The organism is Citrobacter braakii (assembly GCF_002075345.1).
In the GTDB taxonomy this organism is placed as follows: domain Bacteria; phylum Pseudomonadota; class Gammaproteobacteria; order Enterobacterales; family Enterobacteriaceae; genus Citrobacter; species Citrobacter braakii.
Map to the genome: position 1 here is coordinate 1 of NZ_NAEW01000018.1, position 20,013 is coordinate 20,013.

General features: G+C 53.0%; 17 protein-coding genes and 2 tRNA genes. 12 read left to right on the plus strand and 7 right to left on the minus strand.

The features are described 5' to 3' along the window. Positions 1-43 precede the first annotated feature (43 nt). Both BZK42_RS23095 and BZK42_RS23100 read left to right on the plus strand, forming a co-directional pair. Positions 44-120 (plus strand) — tRNA-Asp (locus BZK42_RS23095). A 52-nt stretch (positions 121-172) separates the two neighbouring features. Then, a tRNA-Trp gene (locus BZK42_RS23100) sits at positions 173-248 on the plus strand. Positions 249-348: 100 nt separating this feature from the next. Here BZK42_RS23100 and hdfR read toward each other — a convergent pair. Next, entirely contained in the window at positions 349-1,194 is an 846-nt protein-coding gene (gene hdfR, locus BZK42_RS23105; RefSeq protein ID WP_095715764.1) for an HTH-type transcriptional regulator HdfR, read from the minus strand. A 106-nt stretch (positions 1,195-1,300) separates the two neighbouring features. On the opposite strand from hdfR, the gene maoP reads away from it, so the two are divergent. Beyond that, the gene (gene maoP, locus BZK42_RS23110) at positions 1,301-1,639 is read left to right on the plus strand and encodes a macrodomain Ori organization protein MaoP (protein ID WP_003018025.1); all 339 of its coding nucleotides are present in this window, start codon (positions 1,301-1,303) and stop codon (positions 1,637-1,639) included. A 24-nt stretch (positions 1,640-1,663) separates the two neighbouring features. On the opposite strand, the gene BZK42_RS23115 is transcribed toward maoP, so the two are convergent. Further along, complete coding sequence (locus BZK42_RS23115) at positions 1,664-3,184, minus strand: YifB family Mg chelatase-like AAA ATPase (protein WP_046274875.1); 1,521 nt, start codon at positions 3,182-3,184, stop codon at positions 1,664-1,666. A gap of 353 nt (positions 3,185-3,537) precedes the next feature. Between BZK42_RS23115 and ilvL the strand changes: the two genes are divergently transcribed. From ilvL to ilvA, 6 genes are all read left to right on the plus strand, one after another. Continuing rightward, complete coding sequence (gene ilvL, locus BZK42_RS23120) at positions 3,538-3,636, plus strand: ilv operon leader peptide (RefSeq protein WP_001311244.1); 99 nt, start codon at positions 3,538-3,540, stop codon at positions 3,634-3,636. Positions 3,637-3,775: 139 nt separating this feature from the next. After that, complete coding sequence (gene ilvG, locus BZK42_RS23125) at positions 3,776-5,422, plus strand: acetolactate synthase 2 catalytic subunit (protein WP_016157831.1); 1,647 nt, start codon at positions 3,776-3,778, stop codon at positions 5,420-5,422. After that, the gene (ilvM, locus tag BZK42_RS23130; RefSeq protein ID WP_003018017.1) at positions 5,419-5,682 is read left to right on the plus strand and encodes an acetolactate synthase 2 small subunit; all 264 of its coding nucleotides are present in this window, start codon (positions 5,419-5,421) and stop codon (positions 5,680-5,682) included. Before ilvG ends, ilvM begins: the two co-directional genes overlap by 4 nt. A gap of 17 nt (positions 5,683-5,699) precedes the next feature. After that, entirely contained in the window at positions 5,700-6,629 is a 930-nt protein-coding gene (locus BZK42_RS23135; RefSeq protein WP_003829030.1) for a branched-chain amino acid transaminase, read from the plus strand. A 159-nt stretch (positions 6,630-6,788) separates the two neighbouring features. Continuing rightward, complete coding sequence (ilvD, locus tag BZK42_RS23140; protein ID WP_016157832.1) at positions 6,789-8,639, plus strand: dihydroxy-acid dehydratase; 1,851 nt, start codon at positions 6,789-6,791, stop codon at positions 8,637-8,639. Positions 8,640-8,644: 5 nt separating this feature from the next. Next, positions 8,645-10,189: a threonine ammonia-lyase, biosynthetic gene (gene ilvA, locus BZK42_RS23145; RefSeq protein WP_080860414.1), complete on the plus strand. Its 1,545-nt coding sequence runs from the start codon at positions 8,645-8,647 to the stop codon at positions 10,187-10,189. A 63-nt stretch (positions 10,190-10,252) separates the two neighbouring features. Here ilvA and fabV read toward each other — a convergent pair whose 3' ends face one another. Together fabV and ilvY are read right to left on the minus strand one after the other, a co-directional pair. Continuing rightward, on the minus strand, positions 10,253-11,446 hold the full coding sequence (gene fabV, locus BZK42_RS23150) for an enoyl-ACP reductase FabV (protein WP_016155101.1): 1,194 nt from the start codon (positions 11,444-11,446) through the stop codon (positions 10,253-10,255). 175 nt (positions 11,447-11,621) lie between these two features. After that, complete coding sequence (ilvY, locus tag BZK42_RS23155) at positions 11,622-12,524, minus strand: HTH-type transcriptional activator IlvY (protein ID WP_016155102.1); 903 nt, start codon at positions 12,522-12,524, stop codon at positions 11,622-11,624. A gap of 152 nt (positions 12,525-12,676) precedes the next feature. Here ilvY and ilvC point away from each other — a divergent pair, with 152 nt between their 5' ends. Beyond that, positions 12,677-14,152: a ketol-acid reductoisomerase gene (gene ilvC / locus BZK42_RS23160; RefSeq protein WP_003844614.1), complete on the plus strand. Its 1,476-nt coding sequence runs from the start codon at positions 12,677-12,679 to the stop codon at positions 14,150-14,152. Positions 14,153-14,205: 53 nt separating this feature from the next. Here ilvC and ppiC read toward each other — a convergent pair whose 3' ends face one another. Further along, the gene (gene ppiC / locus BZK42_RS23165) at positions 14,206-14,487 is read right to left on the minus strand and encodes a peptidylprolyl isomerase PpiC (RefSeq protein WP_080860378.1); all 282 of its coding nucleotides are present in this window, start codon (positions 14,485-14,487) and stop codon (positions 14,206-14,208) included. A gap of 145 nt (positions 14,488-14,632) precedes the next feature. Between ppiC and rep the strand changes: the two genes are divergently transcribed. After that, positions 14,633-16,654: a DNA helicase Rep gene (gene rep, locus BZK42_RS23170; RefSeq protein WP_080860379.1), complete on the plus strand. Its 2,022-nt coding sequence runs from the start codon at positions 14,633-14,635 to the stop codon at positions 16,652-16,654. 47 nt (positions 16,655-16,701) lie between these two features. Here the strand turns inward: rep and gppA are convergent, their stop codons facing one another. Together gppA and rhlB are read right to left on the minus strand one after the other, a co-directional pair. After that, a complete protein-coding gene (gene gppA, locus BZK42_RS23175) occupies positions 16,702-18,186 on the minus strand; it encodes a guanosine-5'-triphosphate,3'-diphosphate diphosphatase (protein WP_016157837.1) in 1,485 nt (494 codons plus the stop codon). Between the two features lie 8 nt (positions 18,187-18,194). Beyond that, positions 18,195-19,463: an ATP-dependent RNA helicase RhlB gene (rhlB, locus tag BZK42_RS23180; protein WP_003829013.1), complete on the minus strand. Its 1,269-nt coding sequence runs from the start codon at positions 19,461-19,463 to the stop codon at positions 18,195-18,197. Positions 19,464-19,606: 143 nt separating this feature from the next. Here rhlB and trxA point away from each other — a divergent pair, with 143 nt between their 5' ends. Beyond that, positions 19,607-19,936, plus strand: coding sequence for a thioredoxin TrxA (gene trxA / locus BZK42_RS23185; protein WP_001280776.1), 330 nt, complete (start codon positions 19,607-19,609; stop codon positions 19,934-19,936). Positions 19,937-20,013: the final 77 nt, after the last annotated feature.

A 20,013-nucleotide genomic window follows, 5' to 3' on the forward strand; every position in this document is an offset into this window, starting at 1 on the left:
TAAACCGGGATGAATAATCCGGGTAGTGACAAAGAAATTCGGTGGAGCGGTAGTTCAGTTGGTTAGAATACCTGCCTGTCACGCAGGGGGTCGCGGGTTCGAGTCCCGTCCGTTCCGCCACTTATTAGAAAATTAAGCCTGCTACCAAGCAGGCTTAATGATAAGAAAATTTAGGGGCGTAGCTCAGTTGGTAGAGCACCGGTCTCCAAAACCGGGTGTCGCGAGTTCGAGTCTCTCCGCCCCTGCCAGAAATAATCCTTAGCATTTTTGCTAAGGATTTTTTTTTACCTGCAATTTGAATTGTGCCTTCCTGCTGTTTTACTCCCGGCATCCTTGCCTATATTTTCTTTAATTTTCCAGAATATCTGTTCTCAGCAGATCGCAAATTAGTCCATTTTTATCGCTGTTTTGCAGCCAAACTGCATATAAAGGACGTGAAAGCGTTGTACTGTCGGTAACAGTATGGAGATCGCTTTTGGTTTTGGCCCAGTTGACGGGAAGCCAGCTAAAGCCCTTAATCACTGAAAGTTGCTGCCTGGCCAATTCTGCCGAACTGGTGGTGAGTACCGGCACTTCATCTCCCGCTATTAGTCCCGCTTCGTGTTGTTGAAAATCGGGTCCCCATTCCAGGCGTAAATAATTCAGCTCATCTTTGGTTTGCGAAGGAGAGCTGCAATAGAGCGCCAGCGTGAAATATCCCAACAGTTGGCTGCTAAATTCGTCCATTTTGGGTGTTTCGGTAGTAATCAGTAGATCAAGCTGTCGTTCATGAAGCTGTTTTACTAACGACTGGCGCTGAGCGATCCTCGCTTCAAACTGCAGGCTGGATTGTGGCTCCTGAGATTGATACAAACGCCTCAACCAGTCATTAAGCATGCACTCCCAGAGAGATGCGCTGGCACCGATAGAAAACTCGTTATGCCGCGAGGTATTCGCGACTTCCTTACGTGCTGCCTGCCACGTATTCATCAACGTTTCGGCGTAAGGCAATAATTTTTCACCTGCAGCGGTTAAACGGATATTGTTTCTGTGTCGGGTGAACAGGTTTACACCCAATTGATTTTCCAGTTGTCTGATCCGGAAACTAACCGCTGATTGGGTCAGGTAGAGCGCTTCAGCAGCCCTGCCAAAGTGGCGTGTCCGGCTAACTTCCAGGAAAGTTTTTAACAATTCCGTATCCACAACTCGCTCCATAAAATTATTTGTCGTTATGATTTAAATCTTTTGTTTGACGCTCTGTCAAGCGTAACTAATACTCCGCGCCATAAATAGCTCGGCCAAAGAATTAGGAGCGTGCAGGATGGCGGAAAGCTTTACGACGACTAATCGATATTTCGATAATAAATATTATCCCCGCGGATTCTCCCGTCATGGTGATTTCACCATTAAAGAAGCACAACTGCTTGAGCGTCACGGTTATGCTTTCAACGAGCTGGATCTGGGCAAGCGTGAGCCGGTAACTGAAGAAGAAAAACTGTTTGTTGCGGTATGCCGTGGTGAACGTGAGCCGGTTACCGAAGCTGAACGTGTGTGGTCTAAATATATGACGCGTATTAAGCGTCCAAAACGCTTCCACACCTTATCGGGTGGGAAACCTCAGGTGGAAGGCGCAGAAGACTACACCGAATCTGATGATTAATAAAAAAGGGCGAAAGCCCTTTTTTTATGTCAGTAGTTTCTGCAGATGAATGAGTAACCTGTCTATCGCTCGGTACCCAACGGCCTCCTGTAAATGCTGGCGAGAGATGTGATCACATTGTTCAATATCCGCAATCGTTCGAGCGACCTTAATCAGGCGTAGCCAGGCGCGGATAGACAATCCGAGATGCGCGAGCGTTTCTTCAAGCCACTGTGCATCGTCGCTACGCAGTAGGCAGTATTTATGGATATCCTGACTGTCCAGATGTGCGTTTAACTTATTTTGCCGCTGATACTGACGCTCTCGCGCTGCCATAACACGTTGCTTCACCGTTGCGCTATTTTCCCCTTTCATCGCGCTCTGGCTGAGTATACCGGGCGGCGGTAAGGGAATTTCGAGGGAGAGGTCGAAGCGGTCAAGAAATGGACCTGACAATCGATTTAGGTAGCGCAGCGTCTGTTCTGGGGTACAGCGGTTATGGTTCCCCTGATAATGGCCCGTCGGGCTTGGATTCATCGCAGCTATGAGTTGAAAGCGTGCGGGATAGGTTATTTTTGCTCTGGTGCGAGATAGATGGATCTGCCCGGACTCGATGGGTTCGCGCAGTGCATCCAGCGTGCGCCGCTCAAACTCGGGTAGTTCATCCAGAAACAGTATGCCGTTGTGCGCTAAAGAGATCTCTCCTGGCGCAGGAATAGAGCCTCCACCGACCATGGCGGTTAATGAAGCACTGTGATGTGGCGAGCGAAAAGGGCGTTGCTTCCACTGTTTTTGTATCGTGTCGGAATGGATCAGACTGAGTATCGCGGCACTTTCCAGCGCTTCATCGTTGCTAAGTGGAGGGAGCAGCCCTCTGAGTCGACTGGCTAGCATAGTCTTTCCCGTACCCGGCGGGCCGATGAGCAAGAGATTGTGGCCGCCTGCTGCGGTAAGCTCCAGCCCGCGTTTACCCTGTTCCTGGCCGATAACATCGCTCAGATCATCAGCTAATGCGTTAGGCGTAAAATCTGCGGATGATGGCCTGTCTAAATCATGCTTACCTTCGAGAAATGCGCATACGGTCTGCAGGTGATCGGCGATCAGGCACCCTTCGCCGTGTATCAGTCCAACTTCAGCGGCATTCTCTTTTGCGACAATAATTCGCCTGCCTGCACGAATGGCCTCGGTTGCGCTTGATATCGCGCCGGGAACGCCGCGTAGCGCGCCTGTAAGCGCTAATTCACCTACCAGCTCGTAGGTGTCGAGATTGTGGGGTGTAAGCTGCTCAGAAGCGGCCAGAAGCGCAACAGCGATAGGTAAATCATATCGCCCCCCTTCTTTCGGGAGATCGGCCGGAGCGAGGTTTATAGTTATCTTCTTTGCTGGGAATTCATAACCGCTATTAATAATCGCACTGCGTACCCGATCGCGAGCCTCTTTCACCGTCGTTTCGGGCAGCCCCACCATGGTTAAACCAGGCAGGCCGTTGCTGATATGTACCTCGATGGTAATGGCTGGCGCATTCACGCCTAGCGCGGCGCGTGTGTGAACAATCGATAGTGACATAATTCCTCCTGATAAAAGTATTATGTCGTAATACATCGCGGCAAGATTTCATATAATTACGGTTTTTAGATGCTGATTCCCGTATTTTTGCGCAACGTATAATTGCTTGCATTAAGCCTGGAATGACGCCCGCAAATGCTTTTGAATGGTGTTTGTATTGGGGATCGGGTTACCGAGGATCGCCTGAAGCGTGAAATATTTTCATTTTTGATTTTTTTGTATAAAAAACAACGGTATTTATCTAAACCGTTAACGACGTCAGAAAAACGAATAAAAAAATATCTTGTGTCATTTGCAAATTCTATGGTAACTCTTTAGGTATTCCTTCGAACAAGATGCAAGAAAATACAAAAATGACAGCCCTTCTACGAGTGATTAGCCTGGTCGTGATTAGCGTGGTGGTGATTATTATCCCACCGTGCGGGGCTGCACTTGGACGAGGAAAGGCTTAGAAAACAAGCCTTAACGAACTAAGACCCCCGCACCGAAAGGTCCGGGGGTTTTTTTTGACCTTAAAAACATACACGAGGAGCAGAAAGTGAACGGTAGCATAAAATTCTGTTTCTCAAGATTTACGGCGGGGATGTAACTATGAATGGGGCACAGTGGGTGGTACATGCGTTGCGTGCACAAGGGGTTCAAACCGTCTTTGGTTATCCTGGTGGCGCAATTATGCCGGTTTACGATGCGTTGTATGACGGCGGCGTAGAGCACCTGTTGTGCCGACACGAGCAGGGTGCGGCAATGGCGGCGATTGGCTATGCCCGTGCGACCGGTAAAACCGGCGTTTGTATCGCTACCTCCGGCCCTGGCGCAACCAACCTGATCACGGGCCTTGCCGATGCGCTGTTAGATTCTGTTCCAGTGGTGGCGATCACCGGTCAGGTGGCATCACCTTTCATCGGAACAGATGCGTTCCAGGAAGTGGACGTGCTGGGGATGTCTCTGTCCTGCACCAAACACAGCTTCCTGGTACAGTCACTCGAAGAGCTGCCGCGTATCATGGCTGAGGCTTTCGCCGTGGCGAATTCCGGTCGTCCGGGTCCGGTTCTGGTTGATATCCCGAAAGACATCCAATTAGCCAGCGGTACGCTGGAGCCATATTTTACGACCGTCGAAAACGTAGAGACGTTTCCGCACGCTGACGTTGAGCAGGCACGTAAAATGCTGGCGCAGGCGCAAAAGCCCATCCTGTACGTAGGTGGTGGCGTAGGTATGGCGCAGGCGGTCCCGGCCCTGCGTGAATTTATCGCGATAACCCAAATGCCGGTCGCCTGCACGCTGAAAGGTCTGGGCGCAGTAGATGCTGACTACCCGTACTATTTGGGCATGTTGGGAATGCACGGTACTAAAGCCGCGAATTTCGCGGTGCAAGAGTGCGATTTACTGATTGCGGTTGGCGCACGTTTTGATGACCGGGTGACTGGCAAGCTGAATACCTTCGCACCGAACGCCAGCGTAATCCACATGGATATCGACCCAGCGGAAATGAACAAACTGCGCCAGGCACACGTGGCGCTGCAGGGGGATTTAAATTCTCTGCTGCCAGCATTACAGCAATTGATGAAGATTGACGAATGGCGTCAGCACAGCGCTGAACTGCGCGCAGAACATACCTGGCGCTACGACCATCCGGGGGAAGCTATCTATGCGCCACTTTTGTTAAAGCAGTTATCCGATCGCAAACCTGCGGATAGCGTAGTGACAACGGATGTTGGCCAGCATCAGATGTGGTCGGCACAGCATATGACCTACACTCGCCCTGAAAATTTCATCACGTCGAGCGGTCTGGGGACGATGGGCTTTGGCCTGCCAGCAGCGGTTGGCGCGCAGGTTGCTCGCCCGAATGATACTGTAATCTGTATCTCCGGTGACGGTTCCTTCATGATGAATGTACAGGAATTGGGCACCGTAAAACGCAAGCAGTTGCCGCTGAAGATAGTTTTACTCGACAACCAGCGGTTAGGCATGGTGCGACAATGGCAGCAGCTGTTTTTCCAGGAACGTTATAGCGAAACCACCCTTACCGATAACCCCGATTTCCTCATGTTGGCCAGAGCCTTCGGCATTCCTGGTCAACACATCACCCGTAAAGACCAGGTTGAAGCGGCACTCGACACCATGCTGAACAGCGAGGGGCCATACTTGCTTCATGTCTCAATCGACGAACTTGAGAATGTCTGGCCTCTGGTGCCACCCGGCGCCAGTAACTCAGAAATGCTGGAGAAATTATCATGATGCAACATCAGGTCGCCGTTGAGGCTCGTTTCAACCCGGAAACGTTAGAACGTGTTTTACGCGTGGTACGTCATCGTGGTTTTCAGGTGTGCTCCATGAATATGGAAGCCGCCAGCGATGCGCAGAATATAAATATCGAATTGACCGTTGCCAGCCCCCGGTCGGTCGACTTACTGTTTAGTCAGTTAAGTAAACTGGTAGATGTTGCACATGTTGCTATCTGCCAGAGCACAACCACATCACAACAAATCCGCGCCTGAGCGCAAAAGGAAGAAAAATGACGACGAAAAAAGCTGATTACATTTGGTCTAATGGCGAGATGATTCGTTGGGAAGACGCGAAGGTCCACGTGATGTCCCACGCGCTGCACTACGGTACTTCTGTATTTGAAGGGATCCGTTGCTACGATTCTCACAAAGGGCCGGTAGTGTTCCGTCATCGCGAACATATGCAGCGTCTGCGTGATTCAGCCAAGATCTATCGTTTTCCCGTTTCTCAGAGCGTTGATGAGCTGATGGAAGCTTGCCGTGAGGTGATTCGTAAAAACAACCTGACCAGCGCCTATATCCGTCCGCTGGTGTTTGTTGGCGACGTAGGGATGGGCGTTAACCCGCCTGCGGGATACACCACTGATGTGATAATCGCCGCGTTCCCATGGGGGGCTTACCTCGGTGCTGAAGCGCTGGAGCAGGGGATCGACGCGATGGTTTCTTCCTGGAACCGCGTTGCGCCGAACACGATTCCTACCGCTGCTAAAGCAGGTGGTAACTATCTGTCTTCGCTGCTGGTGGGTAGTGAAGCGCGTCGTCATGGCTACCAGGAAGGCATTGCGCTGGATGTGAATGGCTACATCTCCGAAGGCGCGGGCGAAAACCTGTTTGAAGTAAAAGACGGCATTCTGTTTACCCCGCCATTTACCTCTTCCGCGCTGCCGGGTATCACCCGTGACGCGATCATTAAGCTGGCGAAAGATCTCGATATCGAAGTGCGTGAGCAGGTGCTGTCTCGTGAATCGCTGTACCTGGCCGACGAAGTGTTCATGTCCGGTACCGCGGCCGAAATCACCCCAGTACGCAGCGTCGATGGTATTCAGGTGGGCGAAGGCCGCTGCGGTCCGGTCACCAAACGCATCCAGCAGGCCTTCTTTGGCCTCTTCACCGGTGAAACGGAAGATAAATACGGCTGGTTGGATTCAGTAAACCAATAACAAAATTAATATTTCCCCAAAATAGTTCACGTTGCAGGAAGACGGCAACGCAGCGAGTCCCCAGGAGCTTACTTTAGTAGGTGACTGGGGGGAGCGAGGCAGCCAACGCACCTGCGGCGTGAAATATGCAGGGGAAAGACAGACGGGAGTTAATCAAGCATGCCTAAGTATCGTTCTGCCACCACCACCCACGGCCGCAATATGGCGGGTGCCCGCGCACTGTGGCGCGCCACCGGGATGACCGATGATGACTTCGGTAAACCGATTATCGCTGTGGTGAACTCCTTTACCCAGTTTGTGCCGGGCCACGTCCACCTGCGCGATCTCGGTAAGCTGGTTGCCGAACAAATCGAAGCCTCAGGCGGCGTGGCGAAAGAGTTCAACACCATTGCCGTGGATGATGGTATCGCCATGGGTCATGGCGGCATGCTTTATTCACTGCCGTCGCGTGAGCTGATCGCCGATTCAGTGGAATATATGGTTAACGCCCACTGCGCCGATGCGATGGTCTGTATCTCTAACTGCGATAAAATCACCCCCGGGATGTTAATGGCCTCTCTGCGGCTGAATATTCCGGTGATCTTTGTTTCCGGCGGCCCAATGGAAGCCGGGAAAACCAAGCTCTCTGACCAAATCATCAAGCTTGATCTGGTTGATGCGATGATTCAGGGCGCAGACCCGAAAGTCTCCGACTCGCAGAGCGAGCAGGTTGAACGTTCGGCCTGTCCGACCTGCGGCTCGTGCTCCGGGATGTTCACCGCCAACTCGATGAACTGTCTGACCGAAGCGCTGGGTCTGTCGCAGCCGGGTAACGGTTCGCTGTTGGCGACTCATGCCGACCGTAAAGAGCTGTTCCTCAACGCAGGTAAACGCATCGTTGAGCTGACCAAACGCTACTACGAGCAGGATGACGCTTCAGCCCTGCCGCGCAACATTGCCAGCAAGGCGGCGTTTGAGAACGCCATGACGCTGGATATCGCGATGGGCGGCTCCACCAACACCGTTCTGCACCTGCTGGCGGCCGCGCAGGAAGCGGAAATCGACTTCACCATGAGTGATATTGATAAGTTGTCCCGCAAAGTCCCGCAACTGTGTAAAGTTGCGCCGAGTACGCAGAAATACCATATGGAAGACGTGCATCGAGCGGGCGGCGTACTGGGCATTTTAGGCGAGCTGGATCGCGCCGGGCTTCTGAACCGCGACGTGAAAAACGTGCTGGGGCTGACTCTGCCGCAAACGCTCGATAGTTATGACGTTATGCTGACCAAAGACGACGCGGTGAAAAAAATGTTCCGCGCAGGTCCGGCTGGCATCCGTACCACCCAGGCGTTCTCACAGGATTGTCGTTGGGACACCCTGGATGATGACCGCGCAGAAGGTTGCATTCGCTCGTTGGAACATGCTTACAGCAAAGACGGCGGCCTGGCAGTCTTGTACGGTAACTTCGCGGAAAACGGCTGTATCGTAAAAACTGCTGGTGTGGATGACAGCATCCTGAAATTCACCGGCCCGGCAAAAGTGTATGAAAGCCAGGACGATGCGGTTGAAGCTATCCTCGGCGGTAAAGTGGTTGCCGGCGACGTGGTGGTGATTCGCTACGAAGGGCCGAAGGGCGGGCCAGGCATGCAGGAAATGCTCTACCCAACCACCTTCCTGAAATCGATGGGTCTCGGTAAGGCCTGCGCGCTGATTACCGACGGTCGTTTCTCTGGCGGTACTTCGGGGCTTTCCATTGGTCACGTTTCTCCTGAAGCGGCCAGCGGCGGTAATATCGCAATTATCGAAGATGGCGACATGATTGCTATCGATATCCCGAATCGTGGCATTCAACTGCAACTGAGCGATGCGGAAATCGCTGCGCGCCGTGAAGCGCAAGAAGCTCGTGGTGACAAAGCCTGGACGCCAAAAGATCGTCAGCGTCAGGTCTCCTTTGCGCTGCGCGCTTACGCCAGCCTGGCAACCAGCGCCGACAAAGGTGCGGTGCGCGATAAGTCGAAACTAGGGGGATAATGACCATGGCGGATTCTCAACCCCTCTCCGGCGCTCCAGAAGGCGCCGAGTACCTCAGAGCAGTGCTGCGTGCGCCGGTATACGAAGCGGCGCAGGTCACACCGCTACAAAAAATGGAAAAACTCTCTTCGCGCCTCGATAACGTGATTCTGGTGAAGCGCGAAGACCGTCAACCCGTTCACAGCTTCAAGCTGCGCGGTGCCTATGCCATGATGGCCGGTCTGACCGAAGAGCAAAAAGCGCATGGCGTAATCACCGCATCGGCGGGTAATCATGCTCAGGGTGTAGCTTTCTCTTCTGCGCGATTAGGCGTGAAGGCGCTGATTGTCATGCCTACGGCTACCGCCGATATCAAAGTCGATGCCGTTCGCGGTTTCGGTGGTGAAGTACTGCTACACGGCGCGAATTTTGATGAAGCCAAAGCCAAAGCGATTGAGCTGTCGCAGCAGCAGGGTTTTACCTGGGTTCCTCCGTTCGACCATCCGATGGTGATTGCCGGGCAGGGCACGCTGGCACTGGAGTTATTGCAGCAGGATGCCCACCTTGATCGTGTATTCGTGCCGGTGGGCGGTGGCGGATTAGCGGCAGGCGTGGCGGTGCTGATCAAACAGCTGATGCCGCAGATCAAAGTGATTGCCGTTGAAGCTGAAGACTCAGCCTGCCTGAAAGCGGCGCTGGATGCCGGTCAACCGGTCGATCTTCCGCGTGTTGGCCTCTTTGCTGAAGGCGTGGCGGTGAAACGTATCGGCGACGAAACCTTCCGTTTGTGCCAGGAGTATCTCGACGACATCATCACTGTCGATAGCGACGCTATTTGCGCGGCAATGAAAGATCTGTTCGAGGATGTGCGCGCGGTGGCGGAACCATCCGGTGCGCTGGCGCTGGCGGGGATGAAAAAGTACATTACCCAGCACAACATTCGCGGCGAACGTCTGGCGCATATCCTTTCCGGCGCTAACGTTAACTTCCATGGCCTACGTTATGTTTCCGAACGTTGCGAGCTGGGCGAACAGCGCGAAGCGTTGCTGGCAGTAACTATTCCGGAAGAAAAGGGCAGCTTCCTGAAGTTTTGCCAGCTGTTGGGAGGACGCTCGGTTACCGAGTTTAACTACCGATTTGCTGATGCGAAAGACGCCTGTATTTTTGTTGGCGTCCGTCTGAGCCGTGGGCTGGAAGAGCGTAAGGAAATCCTCCAGTTGCTTAACGAGGGTGGCTACAGCGTGGTGGATTTGTCCGACGACGAAATGGCGAAGCTGCACGTGCGCTACATGGTCGGTGGGCGCCCGTCGAAACCCTTGCAGGAGCGGCTGTACAGCTTCGAATTCCCGGAATCTCCGGGGGCGTTGCTCAAATTCCTGCATACCCTGGGGACGCACTGGAATATTTCGTTGTTCCACTATCGTAGTCACGGAACCGATTATGGTCGCGTACTGGCGGCGTTTGAGTTGGGTGAGCATGAGCCTGATTTCGAAACGCGACTGAACGAACTGGGTTATGACTGTCATGATGAAACGCATAACCCGGCGTTCAGGTTCTTCCTGGCGGGTTAGCGGCAGCCATTAAAAAAGGGTTCATGTAAAGACATGAACCCTTTTTGCAACTGTATCAGCAGATTACAGCGTGATGACTTCGAATTCGACTTCGGTGTTTACATCCGCATCGTAATCCACTTCGTCGAGACCAAAACCGAACAGATTCAGGAATTCCTGCTTATATCCTGCATAGTCCGTTTTTTGCGCCAGGTTTTCGGTGGTGATCAGCGGCCACAGATCGCGGCATGCCTGCTGAATGTCTTCACGCAGTTCCCAGTCATCCATACGGATACGCTGGTTGTCATCAAGCGCCACTTTATCGCCGTACAGGCTGGTGGTCATCAGACGGTTGATCTGCTCGATGCAGCCTTCATGAATGCCCTGTTCTTTCATCAGCTTGAAGACCATGGAGATGTACAGCGGCATCACCGGAATCGCAGAAGAGGCCTGCGTGATAACGGATTTCAGTACAGCAACGTTAGCGGAACCGTTCAGCGGAGCCAGTTGATTACGCAGCGCGCCTGCCGCGCGGTCGAGATCTTCTTTTGCTTTGCCCAGCGCGCCGTGCCAGTAGATTGGCCAGGTCAGGTCAGTACCGATGTAGGAGTAGGCAACGGTTTTCACGCCGTCAGCCAGCACGCCTGCTTCGCTCAGCGCGCCCATCCACAGTTCCCAGTCTTCGCCGCCCATAACGGTGACGGTGTTCTGAACTTCTTCTTCGGTTGCCGGCTCAATGCTGGCGGTTATGATCTGATCTTTGTTGGTATCGATCGCTTTAGAGGTATAAACCTCACCGATTGGCTTCAGCGCAGAACGGACGATTTCACCGGTTTTCGGCATTTTACGTACCGGAGATGCCAGTGAGTAAACCACCAGGTCAATCTGACCCAGGTCTTCTTTGATCAGTTTGATAACTTCGTCGCGACACTCGTCGGAGAACGCGTCGCCGTTGATGCTTTTGGAATACAGACCTTCGCGTTTTGCGGCCTCATCGAAGGCTGCAGAGTTATACCAGCCCGCGGAACCTGGCTTGGTTTCCGTGCCTGGTTTTTCGAAAAATACGCCGATAGTGGCGGCTCCGCTGCCAAATGCCGCGGAAATTCTGGAAGCAAGGCCGTAACCGGTAGAAGCACCGATGACCAGCACGCGGGAAGGGCCGTTAGCGATTTTCCCGTTTTTCTTCACATAATCGATCTGTTTTTCCACATTGACTTTGCAGCCAGTCGGATGGGTCGTTGTACAGATGAATCCACGAATTTTTGGTTTGATTATCATAATGATGGCTAATTAAGTTTGTATTTTCGCTGTCAAGTGCGCAATGACACCGTCTGTTCTGGCTTGCTAAACGTGATGGTTAACAAGCCCCCCACATCTATTATGGCACGGGACATTATACAGAAAAGGAGCGCCAATACTGAATCTACCACTGATTTTAGGCCTGACGCTGGTGCTACTCGGCGGATTTGCGCTCCAGAACAATCTTCCAGAACGCGTCTATGAGCGGCTCATGCAGCCGTTTTTTCGGCGCGCAGACGCCAAGCTCGAACGGTGTTTTTTCGTCGCTGCGTTCTAAAATCATCACGCGATTACGTACCGGCTCTGGGCTGTTTTCCAGCACCACTTCCGGCAGCAGCGCCACACCGCAGCCCAGCGCCACCATCGAGACCATCGCTTCGTGCCCCCCGACCGTGGCGTAAATCGATGGGTTGCTGATTTTGTGACGGCGGAACCACAACTCGATGCGGCGGCGTACCGGCCCCTGGTCGGCCATGATAAACGGCACCGTCGACCAGTCTGGTTTATCGACCGAAACCTGGTTGCGCACCGGGCAAGGCAATGCTGGTGCGATCAACACTACCGTTAAATTCTCCAGCATCGAGAATGCCACAGCACCAGGCAGCGTCTCTGGCTTACCCGCTATTGCCAGATCGGCCTCTCCGGTGACCACTTTGTCCATCGCATCAGCGGCATCGCCAGTGGTGAGCTTAATTTCAACCGAGGGGTGCTCGGCGCGAAAGCGGTCGAGAATTGGCGGCAGGTGGCTGTAGGCGGCGGTAACCGAGCAGAAGATATGCAGCTCGCCCGACAACGACGGTCCCTGCTGATCGAGGGTGTGGCGCAATTGTTGATACTGCAACAGCGTCTGCTGGGCAAACACTCGCAGCTCTTCGCCTGCTTCGGTCAGCGTGACCGTACGGTTATCGCGCACAAACAGCGCCTGGCCGAGATCTTCTTCCAGCCGTTGGATCTGGCGTGAGAGTGTGGAGGGGCTGACGTGCATCGCCCGCGCACTGCGGCCAAAGTGGCGGCTTTCCGCCAGATGCAGGAACATTTTCAGATCGCGTAAATCCACGGACGAGCCTCCGATTTTCTACGTTGCAGATATTGCAATGTGATGTTGTGAATATATCAATTTCCGCAATAAATTTCCTGTTGTAATGTGGGTTCATTCTCGCTGAAACGCGAACCGAACAATAAGACAGTACAACATCACGAGGTATCACCATGGCTAACTACTTTAATACACTGAACCTGCGTCAGCAGCTGGCGCAGCTGGGCAAATGTCGCTTTATGGGTCGCGACGAATTCGCCGATGGCGCAAGCTACCTTCAGGGTAAAAAAGTGGTCATCGTCGGGTGCGGTGCTCAGGGGCTTAACCAAGGCCTGAACATGCGCGACTCCGGTCTGGATATCTCCTACGCCCTGCGTAAAGAAGCGATTGCTGAGAAGCGCGCTTCCTGGCGCAAAGCGACCGAAAATGGCTTCAAAGTAGGTACCTACGAAGAGCTGATCCCGCAGGCAGATCTGGTGGTTAACCTGACCCCGGACAAACAGCACTCCGACGTTGTACGTTCCGTACAGCCGCTGATGAAAGATGGCGCGGCGCTGGGCTACTCCCACGGTTTCAACATCGTCGAAGTGGGCGAGCAGATCCGTAAAGATATCACTGTGGTGATGGTTGCGCCGAAGTGTCCGGGTACCGAAGTGCGTGAAGAGTACAAACGTGGTTTTGGTGTTCCAACCCTGATCGCCGTTCACCCGGAAAACGATCCGAAAGGCGAAGGCATGGCGATTGCCAAAGCATGGGCTGCGGCCACTGGCGGTCACCGTGCAGGCGTGCTGGAATCGTCCTTCGTTGCGGAAGTGAAATCTGACCTGATGGGCGAGCAGACAATTCTGTGCGGTATGCTGCAGGCAGGCTCTCTGCTGTGCTTCGACAAGCTGGTGGAAGAAGGTACTGACCCGGCTTACGCCGAAAAACTGATTCAGTTCGGCTGGGAAACCATCACCGAAGCGCTGAAGCAGGGCGGTATCACCCTGATGATGGATCGTCTGTCTAACCCAGCGAAACTGCGTGCTTATGCGCTGTCCGAACAGCTGAAAGAGATCATGGCGCCGCTGTTCCAGAAACACATGGATGACATCATCTCCGGCGAATTCTCTTCAGGCATGATGGCTGACTGGGCCAACGACGATAAGAAACTGCTGACCTGGCGTGAAGAGACCGGCAAAACCGCGTTCGAAACCGCGCCGCAGTTTGAAGGTAAAATTGGCGAGCAGGAGTACTTCGATAAAGGCGTGCTGATGATCGCGATGGTGAAAGCTGGCGTTGAGCTGGCGTTTGAAACCATGGTGGATTCCGGCATCATCGAAGAGTCTGCTTACTACGAATCACTGCACGAGCTGCCGCTGATCGCGAACACCATCGCCCGTAAGCGTCTGTACGAAATGAACGTAGTCATTTCCGATACCGCAGAATACGGTAACTACCTGTTCTCTTACGCGTGCGTACCGCTGCTGAAAGAGTTCATGACCACCCTGCAAACCGGAGATCTGGGCAAAGCGATTGCCGAAGGTGCGGTAGACAACGCGCAGCTGCGCGACGTAAACGATGCTATTCGCAGCCATGCTATCGAGAAAGTGGGCCAGAAACTGCGTGGCTATATGACTGATATGAAACGTATTGCTGTAGCTGGCTAAGAGGCTGCCATTCGGCAAAAAAAGCCCGGTGGTTGAACACACCGGGCTTTCTATTAGTTACGGTACAGCACTTTAATGATGTGATAACCGAACTGAGTGTGCAGTGGGCCGGTTGGCTCCAGCACCGGGCAGGAGAACACCACTTTATCAAACGCCGGAACCATCTGGCCCTGACGGAATTCGCCTAAATCGCCGCCGCGTTTGCCCGACGGGCAGATAGAGTGTTTCTTCGCCAGTTTACCAAAATCGGCGCCATTTTTGATTTGTTCCAAAAGATCGAGAGCCTGTTTCTCTTCTTTAACAAGGATATGCACTGCTGATGCTGTTTTTGCCATGGTTTGCGCTCTGAGTTGAGTGATAAATCAGGGCGCAATAGTAGCATGTAATCCATGGTCTTCGACGATGGGCTATGACCGATCCCCCTGGCGTCACTTTCTGCTACAATCCACATCCCCGTGTTTACAGATTGAGCAATCCTCTATGCGTTTGAACCCCGGACAACAACAAGCCGTCGAATTCGTCACCGGACCTTGCCTGGTGCTGGCGGGAGCGGGTTCCGGTAAGACGCGTGTTATCACAAACAAAATCGCACATCTGATCCGTGAATGTGGCTATCAGGCACGACATATTGCGGCAGTAACCTTTACCAATAAGGCTGCGCGCGAGATGAAAGAGCGTGTGGCGCAAACGTTGGGTCGTAAAGAAGCGCGCGGGTTGATGATCTCTACTTTCCACACTCTGGGACTGGATGTCATTAAGCGTGAATACGCCGCGCTAGGGATGAAGTCGAACTTCTCGTTGTTTGATGATACTGACCAGGTGGTCCTGCTTAAGGAATTGACCGAAGGGCTAATTGAAGACGATAAACTTATCCTTCAACAGTTGATTTCAACGATCTCCAACTGGAAAAACGATCTGATGACCCCAGTGCAGGCGGCAGCCAGTGCAAAGGGTGAACGCGATCGTATTTTTGCCCACTGCTATGGTCTGTATGACGCGCATATGAAGGCGTGTAACGTCCTCGATTTTGACGATCTGATCCTGCTCCCCACGCTGCTGTTGCAGCGCAATGAAGAAGTACGTGAGCGTTGGCAAAACCGAATCCGCTACCTGCTGGTGGATGAATATCAGGATACCAACACCAGCCAGTACGAGTTGGTGAAGTTGCTGGTGGGGAAACGCGCGCGCTTTACCGTCGTGGGTGATGACGATCAGTCGATCTACTCCTGGCGCGGTGCACGTCCGCAGAACCTGGTACTGTTAAGCAAAGATTTTCCGGCGCTGCAGGTGGTGAAGCTGGAGCAAAACTATCGTTCATCAGGGCGTATCCTGAAGGCGGCGAACATCCTTATTGCTAACAACCCACACGTCTTTGAAAAACGGCTCTTTTCTGAGCTGGGCTACGGCGCTGAGCTGAAGGTGTTGAGTGCGAATAATGAAGAGCACGAAGCAGAACGCGTGACCGGGGAACTGATTGCCCATCACTTTGTGAACAAGACGCAGTATAAAGACTACGCCATTCTGTATCGCGGTAATCATCAGTCGCGAGTGTTCGAAAAGTTTCTGATGCAAAACCGCATCCCGTACAAAATTTCCGGCGGGACGTCGTTCTTCTCACGTCCGGAGATTAAAGGTCTGCTGGCCTATCTGCGCGTGCTCAGCAACCCGGATGATGACAGTGCATTTTTGCGCATCGTAAATACGCCAAAGCGTGAAATCGGTCCGGCCACGCTGCAAAAGTTGGGGGAATGGGCGATGACGCGTAATAAAAGCCTGTTTACCGCCAGCTTTGATATGGGACTTAGCCAGACGCTAACCGGGCGTGGATATGATTCTCTGACCCGCTTTACGCACTGGCTGGGTGAAATTCAACGTCTGGCGGAGCGCGAGCCGGTTGCCGCCGTGCGCGATCTGATCCACGGCATTGATTACGAATCCTGGCTGTATGAAACCTCGCCGAGCCCGAAAGCGGCCGAAATGCGCATGAAAAACGTCAACACGCTGTTCAGCTGGATGACGGAGATGCTGGAAGGTAGTGAGCTGGAAGAGCCAATGACCCTGACTCAGGTCGTTACCCGCTTTACCCTGCGCGACATGATGGAGCGCGGAGAGAGCGAAGAGGAGTTGGATCAGGTGCAGTTGATGACGCTGCATGCTTCAAAAGGACTGGAGTTCCCGTACGTATTTATGGTGGGAATGGAAGAAGGATTTTTGCCGCACCAGAGCAGCATCGATGAAGATAACATCGACGAAGAGCGTCGTCTGGCTTACGTCGGGATTACCCGTGCGCAGAAAGAACTTATCTTCACGCTGTGTAAAGAGCGCCGTCAGTACGGTGAACTGGTACGACCTGAACCGAGCCGTTTCCTGTTGGAACTACCACAAGATGACGTTATCTGGGAACAGGAGCGTAAAGTGGTGAGTGCCGAGGAGCGGATGCAAAAAGGGCAGGCCAGCATTGCTAACATTCGGGCAATGATGGCGAAAGCCAAAGAGAAATAGGTATTTTGTAGGCCGGATAAGCGTAAGCGCTATCCGGCAGCCAGCATCTAATGCACTTCCAGCGGCCAGTGGACATAGCTTTGCCACTGTATTTCCTGATCGATTAACTCTGTACCTAATGGATGATGTTCCAGCCAGCCTTCCGGTAGCGTTAACGTCAGATTCTCATCCTGAGCTTGCAGGGTGATATGTGGCACTAAATCGTCGCGACGGCGAGCGGCGAAGATGATCGCCAGGCGTAGCAAACGGCAAAGGTGCTCCGCGATGCGTGGTGGCACAGCGTTTTGCTGGTGGAGTGAAGAGAGATCGACCGGATTAGTTTGGTTGAGCAACAGCGTGGCTAACAGTTTCTTCTGCGCGGGAGTAAAGCCCGGGAGATCGAGATTACGTACCAGCCAGGCGGCATGCAGTGGCGCCTGCTTATACTCTACGCTCAGTCCTATTTCATGCAACTGACAGGCACTTTGCAGCAGTTCACGACTAATGGCTTCAAGATGCCACTCATCTTTCACCTGTTCGAGTAAATGTACAGCCAATTGCGTGACGCGATTCGCCTGATCGGTGTCGACCATAAATCGACGCTGAATATTACGCAGCGTACGGCTGCGAATGTCCTGATCAACCGGCAAGTGCAGCATGCCGTAGACCAGACCTTCGCGTAGTGCGCCGCCGGCCAGAGTCATGCATTGAATATTCAGTTCGGTGAAAATGGCGATCAGAATGGCCAGTCCGCTGGGAAAAACCAGTGCGCGTTCCAGCGTTAACCCTTCTATTTCCAGCTCTTCCAGACGACCACAATGAATGGCGCGTTGTTTAAGCTGCTGAAGCTTGGCCAACGTAATGCGCTCATCCATGCCTTGCGCCATCATGATTTCCTGTAACGCCTGGACGGTGCCAGAGGCACCAACGCAAACTTTCCAGCCATGAAAACGCAGTTTGTCGGCGACCGGGCGCAGAACTTCGCGAGCCGCTTTCTCTGCTTCGTCAAAGTTTTCCTGTGCCAGATTACGATTGGTGAAATACCTTTCGAGCCAGGTGACGCAGCCCATTGACAGGCTGAACAGAGAGGTGGTTTGCGCGCCGGAGCCGGTAACCAGTTCAGTGCTGGCACCGCCAATATCAACGACAAGACGCTGATCGGCACCGCCGGTGGTGTGGGCAACACCTTGATAAATCAGCCGCGCTTCTTCTTCGCCGCTGATGACCTGGACAGGACAGCCGAGGATCTCTTGCGCTTTGGCGATAAACTCATCGGCGTTTACCGCGATGCGTAATGTTGCCGTGGCGACCACGCGGATTTGCGGCTGAGGGATATCCTGCAGACGTTCAGCAAACAGGCGCAGGCATTGCCAGCCGCGCTCCATAGCTTCAGCGGAAAGAACGTTGTCGCTGTTGAGGCCAGCGGCCAGACGCACCTTGCGTTTAATACGCGTGAGCGTCTGAATGCTTCCCGCCACCTCGCGTACAACCAGCATATGAAAACTATTCGAGCCTAAATCAATTGCGGCGTACAGCGAAGTGGTTGTGAGCATATCTAACGTTAACCTGAACGACGACGATTACGCGGAGCACCACCGGTACGGCGTGGGCCATTGCCTGTGCGCGGACGCGTTAAGCGTAACGGCTTCGGCAGATCGGTCATCAGCGCATCCGGGTTGTACTTGCTGACCGGGATCGAGTGACCGATATAGGTCTCGATTGCTGGTAAATTCAGCGCGTATTCTTCACAGGCCAGGCTGATAGAGTGACCGCTTGCTCCGGCGCGACCGGTACGACCGATACGGTGAACGTAATCTTCACAGTCATCCGGCAGGTCATAGTTAAATACGTGCGTTACGGCTGGGATATGCAGACCACGCGCGGCGACATCCGTCGCAACGAGAATGTCGAGATCGCCACGGGTGAACTCATCAAGGATACGCAGACGTTTTTTCTGCGCCACGTCACCGGTCAACAGACCGACGCGATGACCGTCAGCGGCAAGGCTACCCCAGATATCTTCACAACGATGCTTGGTGTTAGCAAAGACGATGGCGCGATCTGGCCACTCTTCTTCAATCAGCGTTTGCAGTAAACGCATTTTCTCTTCGTTGGAAGGATAGAAGAGCTCTTCTTTAATACGGTGACCTGTCTTCTGTTCCGGTTCGACTTCAACGTACTCGGCGTTATTCATCTGTTCGAACGCCAGTTCGCGAACGCGGTAAGAGAGGGTTGCAGAAAACAGCATGTTCAGACGTTGGGTGGTTGGCGGCATACGACGGAACAGCCAACGGATATCTTTGATAAAGCCCAGATCGTACATACGATCGGCTTCATCCAGCACCACGACCTGAATCGCGCCCAGGTTAATGTGGTTCTGTTTTGCATAGTCGATGAGACGACCGGTCGTGCCGATAAGAATATCGACGCCGCTTTCCAGCACTTTCAGCTGTTTGTCGTAACCGTCGCCGCCATAAGCCAGGCCTAATTTCAAACCGGTGGTCTGTGCCAGCGGCTCGGCGTCAGCATGGATCTGCACGGCTAACTCACGCGTTGGCGCCATAATTAACGCACGCGGTTGGTTCACCTTGCGATCGGCAATCGCGGGATGAGAGAGAAGATAATGAAACGTTGACGTCAGGAACGCCATCGTTTTTCCGGTACCGGTTTGCGCCTGCCCTGCAACATCACGACCTGCCAGCGTTAGCGGCAGCGCGAGGGCCTGAATGGGCGTGCAGTTATGAAAGCCTTTATTTTCAAGGGCTTCTATCACCTTTGGGTGCAGGGCGAAGTCGGAAAACTTCTGTTCTGTTAAATGTGTTTTGCTCATAGTGTGGTAGAATATCAGCTTACTATTGCTTTACGAAAGCGTATCCGGTGAAATAAAGTCAACCTTTAGTTGGTTAATGCTACATCAACACGTCGTTGATTAAGAGTACACCAACGCACCAGGCTTATTCCTGTGGAGTTAATATGAGCGATAAAATTATTCACCTGACTGACGACAGTTTTGACACGGATGTACTCAAAGCGGACGGAGCTATCCTCGTTGATTTCTGGGCAGAGTGGTGCGGTCCGTGCAAAATGATCGCTCCAATTCTGGATGAAATCGCTGACGAATATCAGGGCAAATTGACGGTTGCTAAACTGAACATTGACCAAAACCCAGGCACCGCGCCGAAGTATGGTATCCGTGGCATCCCGACCCTGCTGCTGTTTAAAAACGGCGAAGTTGCGGCGACTAAAGTCGGCGCACTATCCAAAGGTCAGTTGAAAGAATTCCTCGACGCTAATTTAGCGTAAGGAAGTCTCATGATCGGGCGACCATACTTCGAAATGATTCGGATGACTGGACGCCCGACTTGAGTCGTGCTAAGTTA

Bases quoted from the DNA above. Each gene is read 5' to 3' on its own strand.
- ilvG (WP_016157831.1), top strand. From the start codon at position 3,776: ATGAATGGGGCACAGTGGGTGGTACATGCGTTGCGTGCACAAGGGGTT.
- BZK42_RS23115 (WP_046274875.1), bottom strand. From the start codon at position 3,184: ATGTCACTATCGATTGTTCACACACGCGCCGCGCTAGGCGTGAATGCG.
- maoP (WP_003018025.1), top strand. From the start codon at position 1,301: ATGGCGGAAAGCTTTACGACGACTAATCGATATTTCGATAATAAATAT.
- ilvA (WP_080860414.1), top strand. From the start codon at position 8,645: ATGGCGGATTCTCAACCCCTCTCCGGCGCTCCAGAAGGCGCCGAGTAC.
- trxA (WP_001280776.1), top strand. From the start codon at position 19,607: ATGAGCGATAAAATTATTCACCTGACTGACGACAGTTTTGACACGGAT.
- ilvD (WP_016157832.1), top strand. From the start codon at position 6,789: ATGCCTAAGTATCGTTCTGCCACCACCACCCACGGCCGCAATATGGCG.
- ppiC (WP_080860378.1), bottom strand. From the start codon at position 14,487: ATGGCAAAAACAGCATCAGCAGTGCATATCCTTGTTAAAGAAGAGAAA.
- hdfR (WP_095715764.1), bottom strand. From the start codon at position 1,194: ATGGAGCGAGTTGTGGATACGGAATTGTTAAAAACTTTCCTGGAAGTT.
- ilvC (WP_003844614.1), top strand. From the start codon at position 12,677: ATGGCTAACTACTTTAATACACTGAACCTGCGTCAGCAGCTGGCGCAG.
- rep (WP_080860379.1), top strand. From the start codon at position 14,633: ATGCGTTTGAACCCCGGACAACAACAAGCCGTCGAATTCGTCACCGGA.
- ilvM (WP_003018017.1), top strand. From the start codon at position 5,419: ATGATGCAACATCAGGTCGCCGTTGAGGCTCGTTTCAACCCGGAAACG.
- gppA (WP_016157837.1), bottom strand. From the start codon at position 18,186: ATGCTCACAACCACTTCGCTGTACGCCGCAATTGATTTAGGCTCGAAT.
- ilvL (WP_001311244.1), top strand. From the start codon at position 3,538: ATGACAGCCCTTCTACGAGTGATTAGCCTGGTCGTGATTAGCGTGGTG.
- fabV (WP_016155101.1), bottom strand. From the start codon at position 11,446: ATGATAATCAAACCAAAAATTCGTGGATTCATCTGTACAACGACCCAT.
- BZK42_RS23135 (WP_003829030.1), top strand. From the start codon at position 5,700: ATGACGACGAAAAAAGCTGATTACATTTGGTCTAATGGCGAGATGATT.
- rhlB (WP_003829013.1), bottom strand. From the start codon at position 19,463: ATGAGCAAAACACATTTAACAGAACAGAAGTTTTCCGACTTCGCCCTG.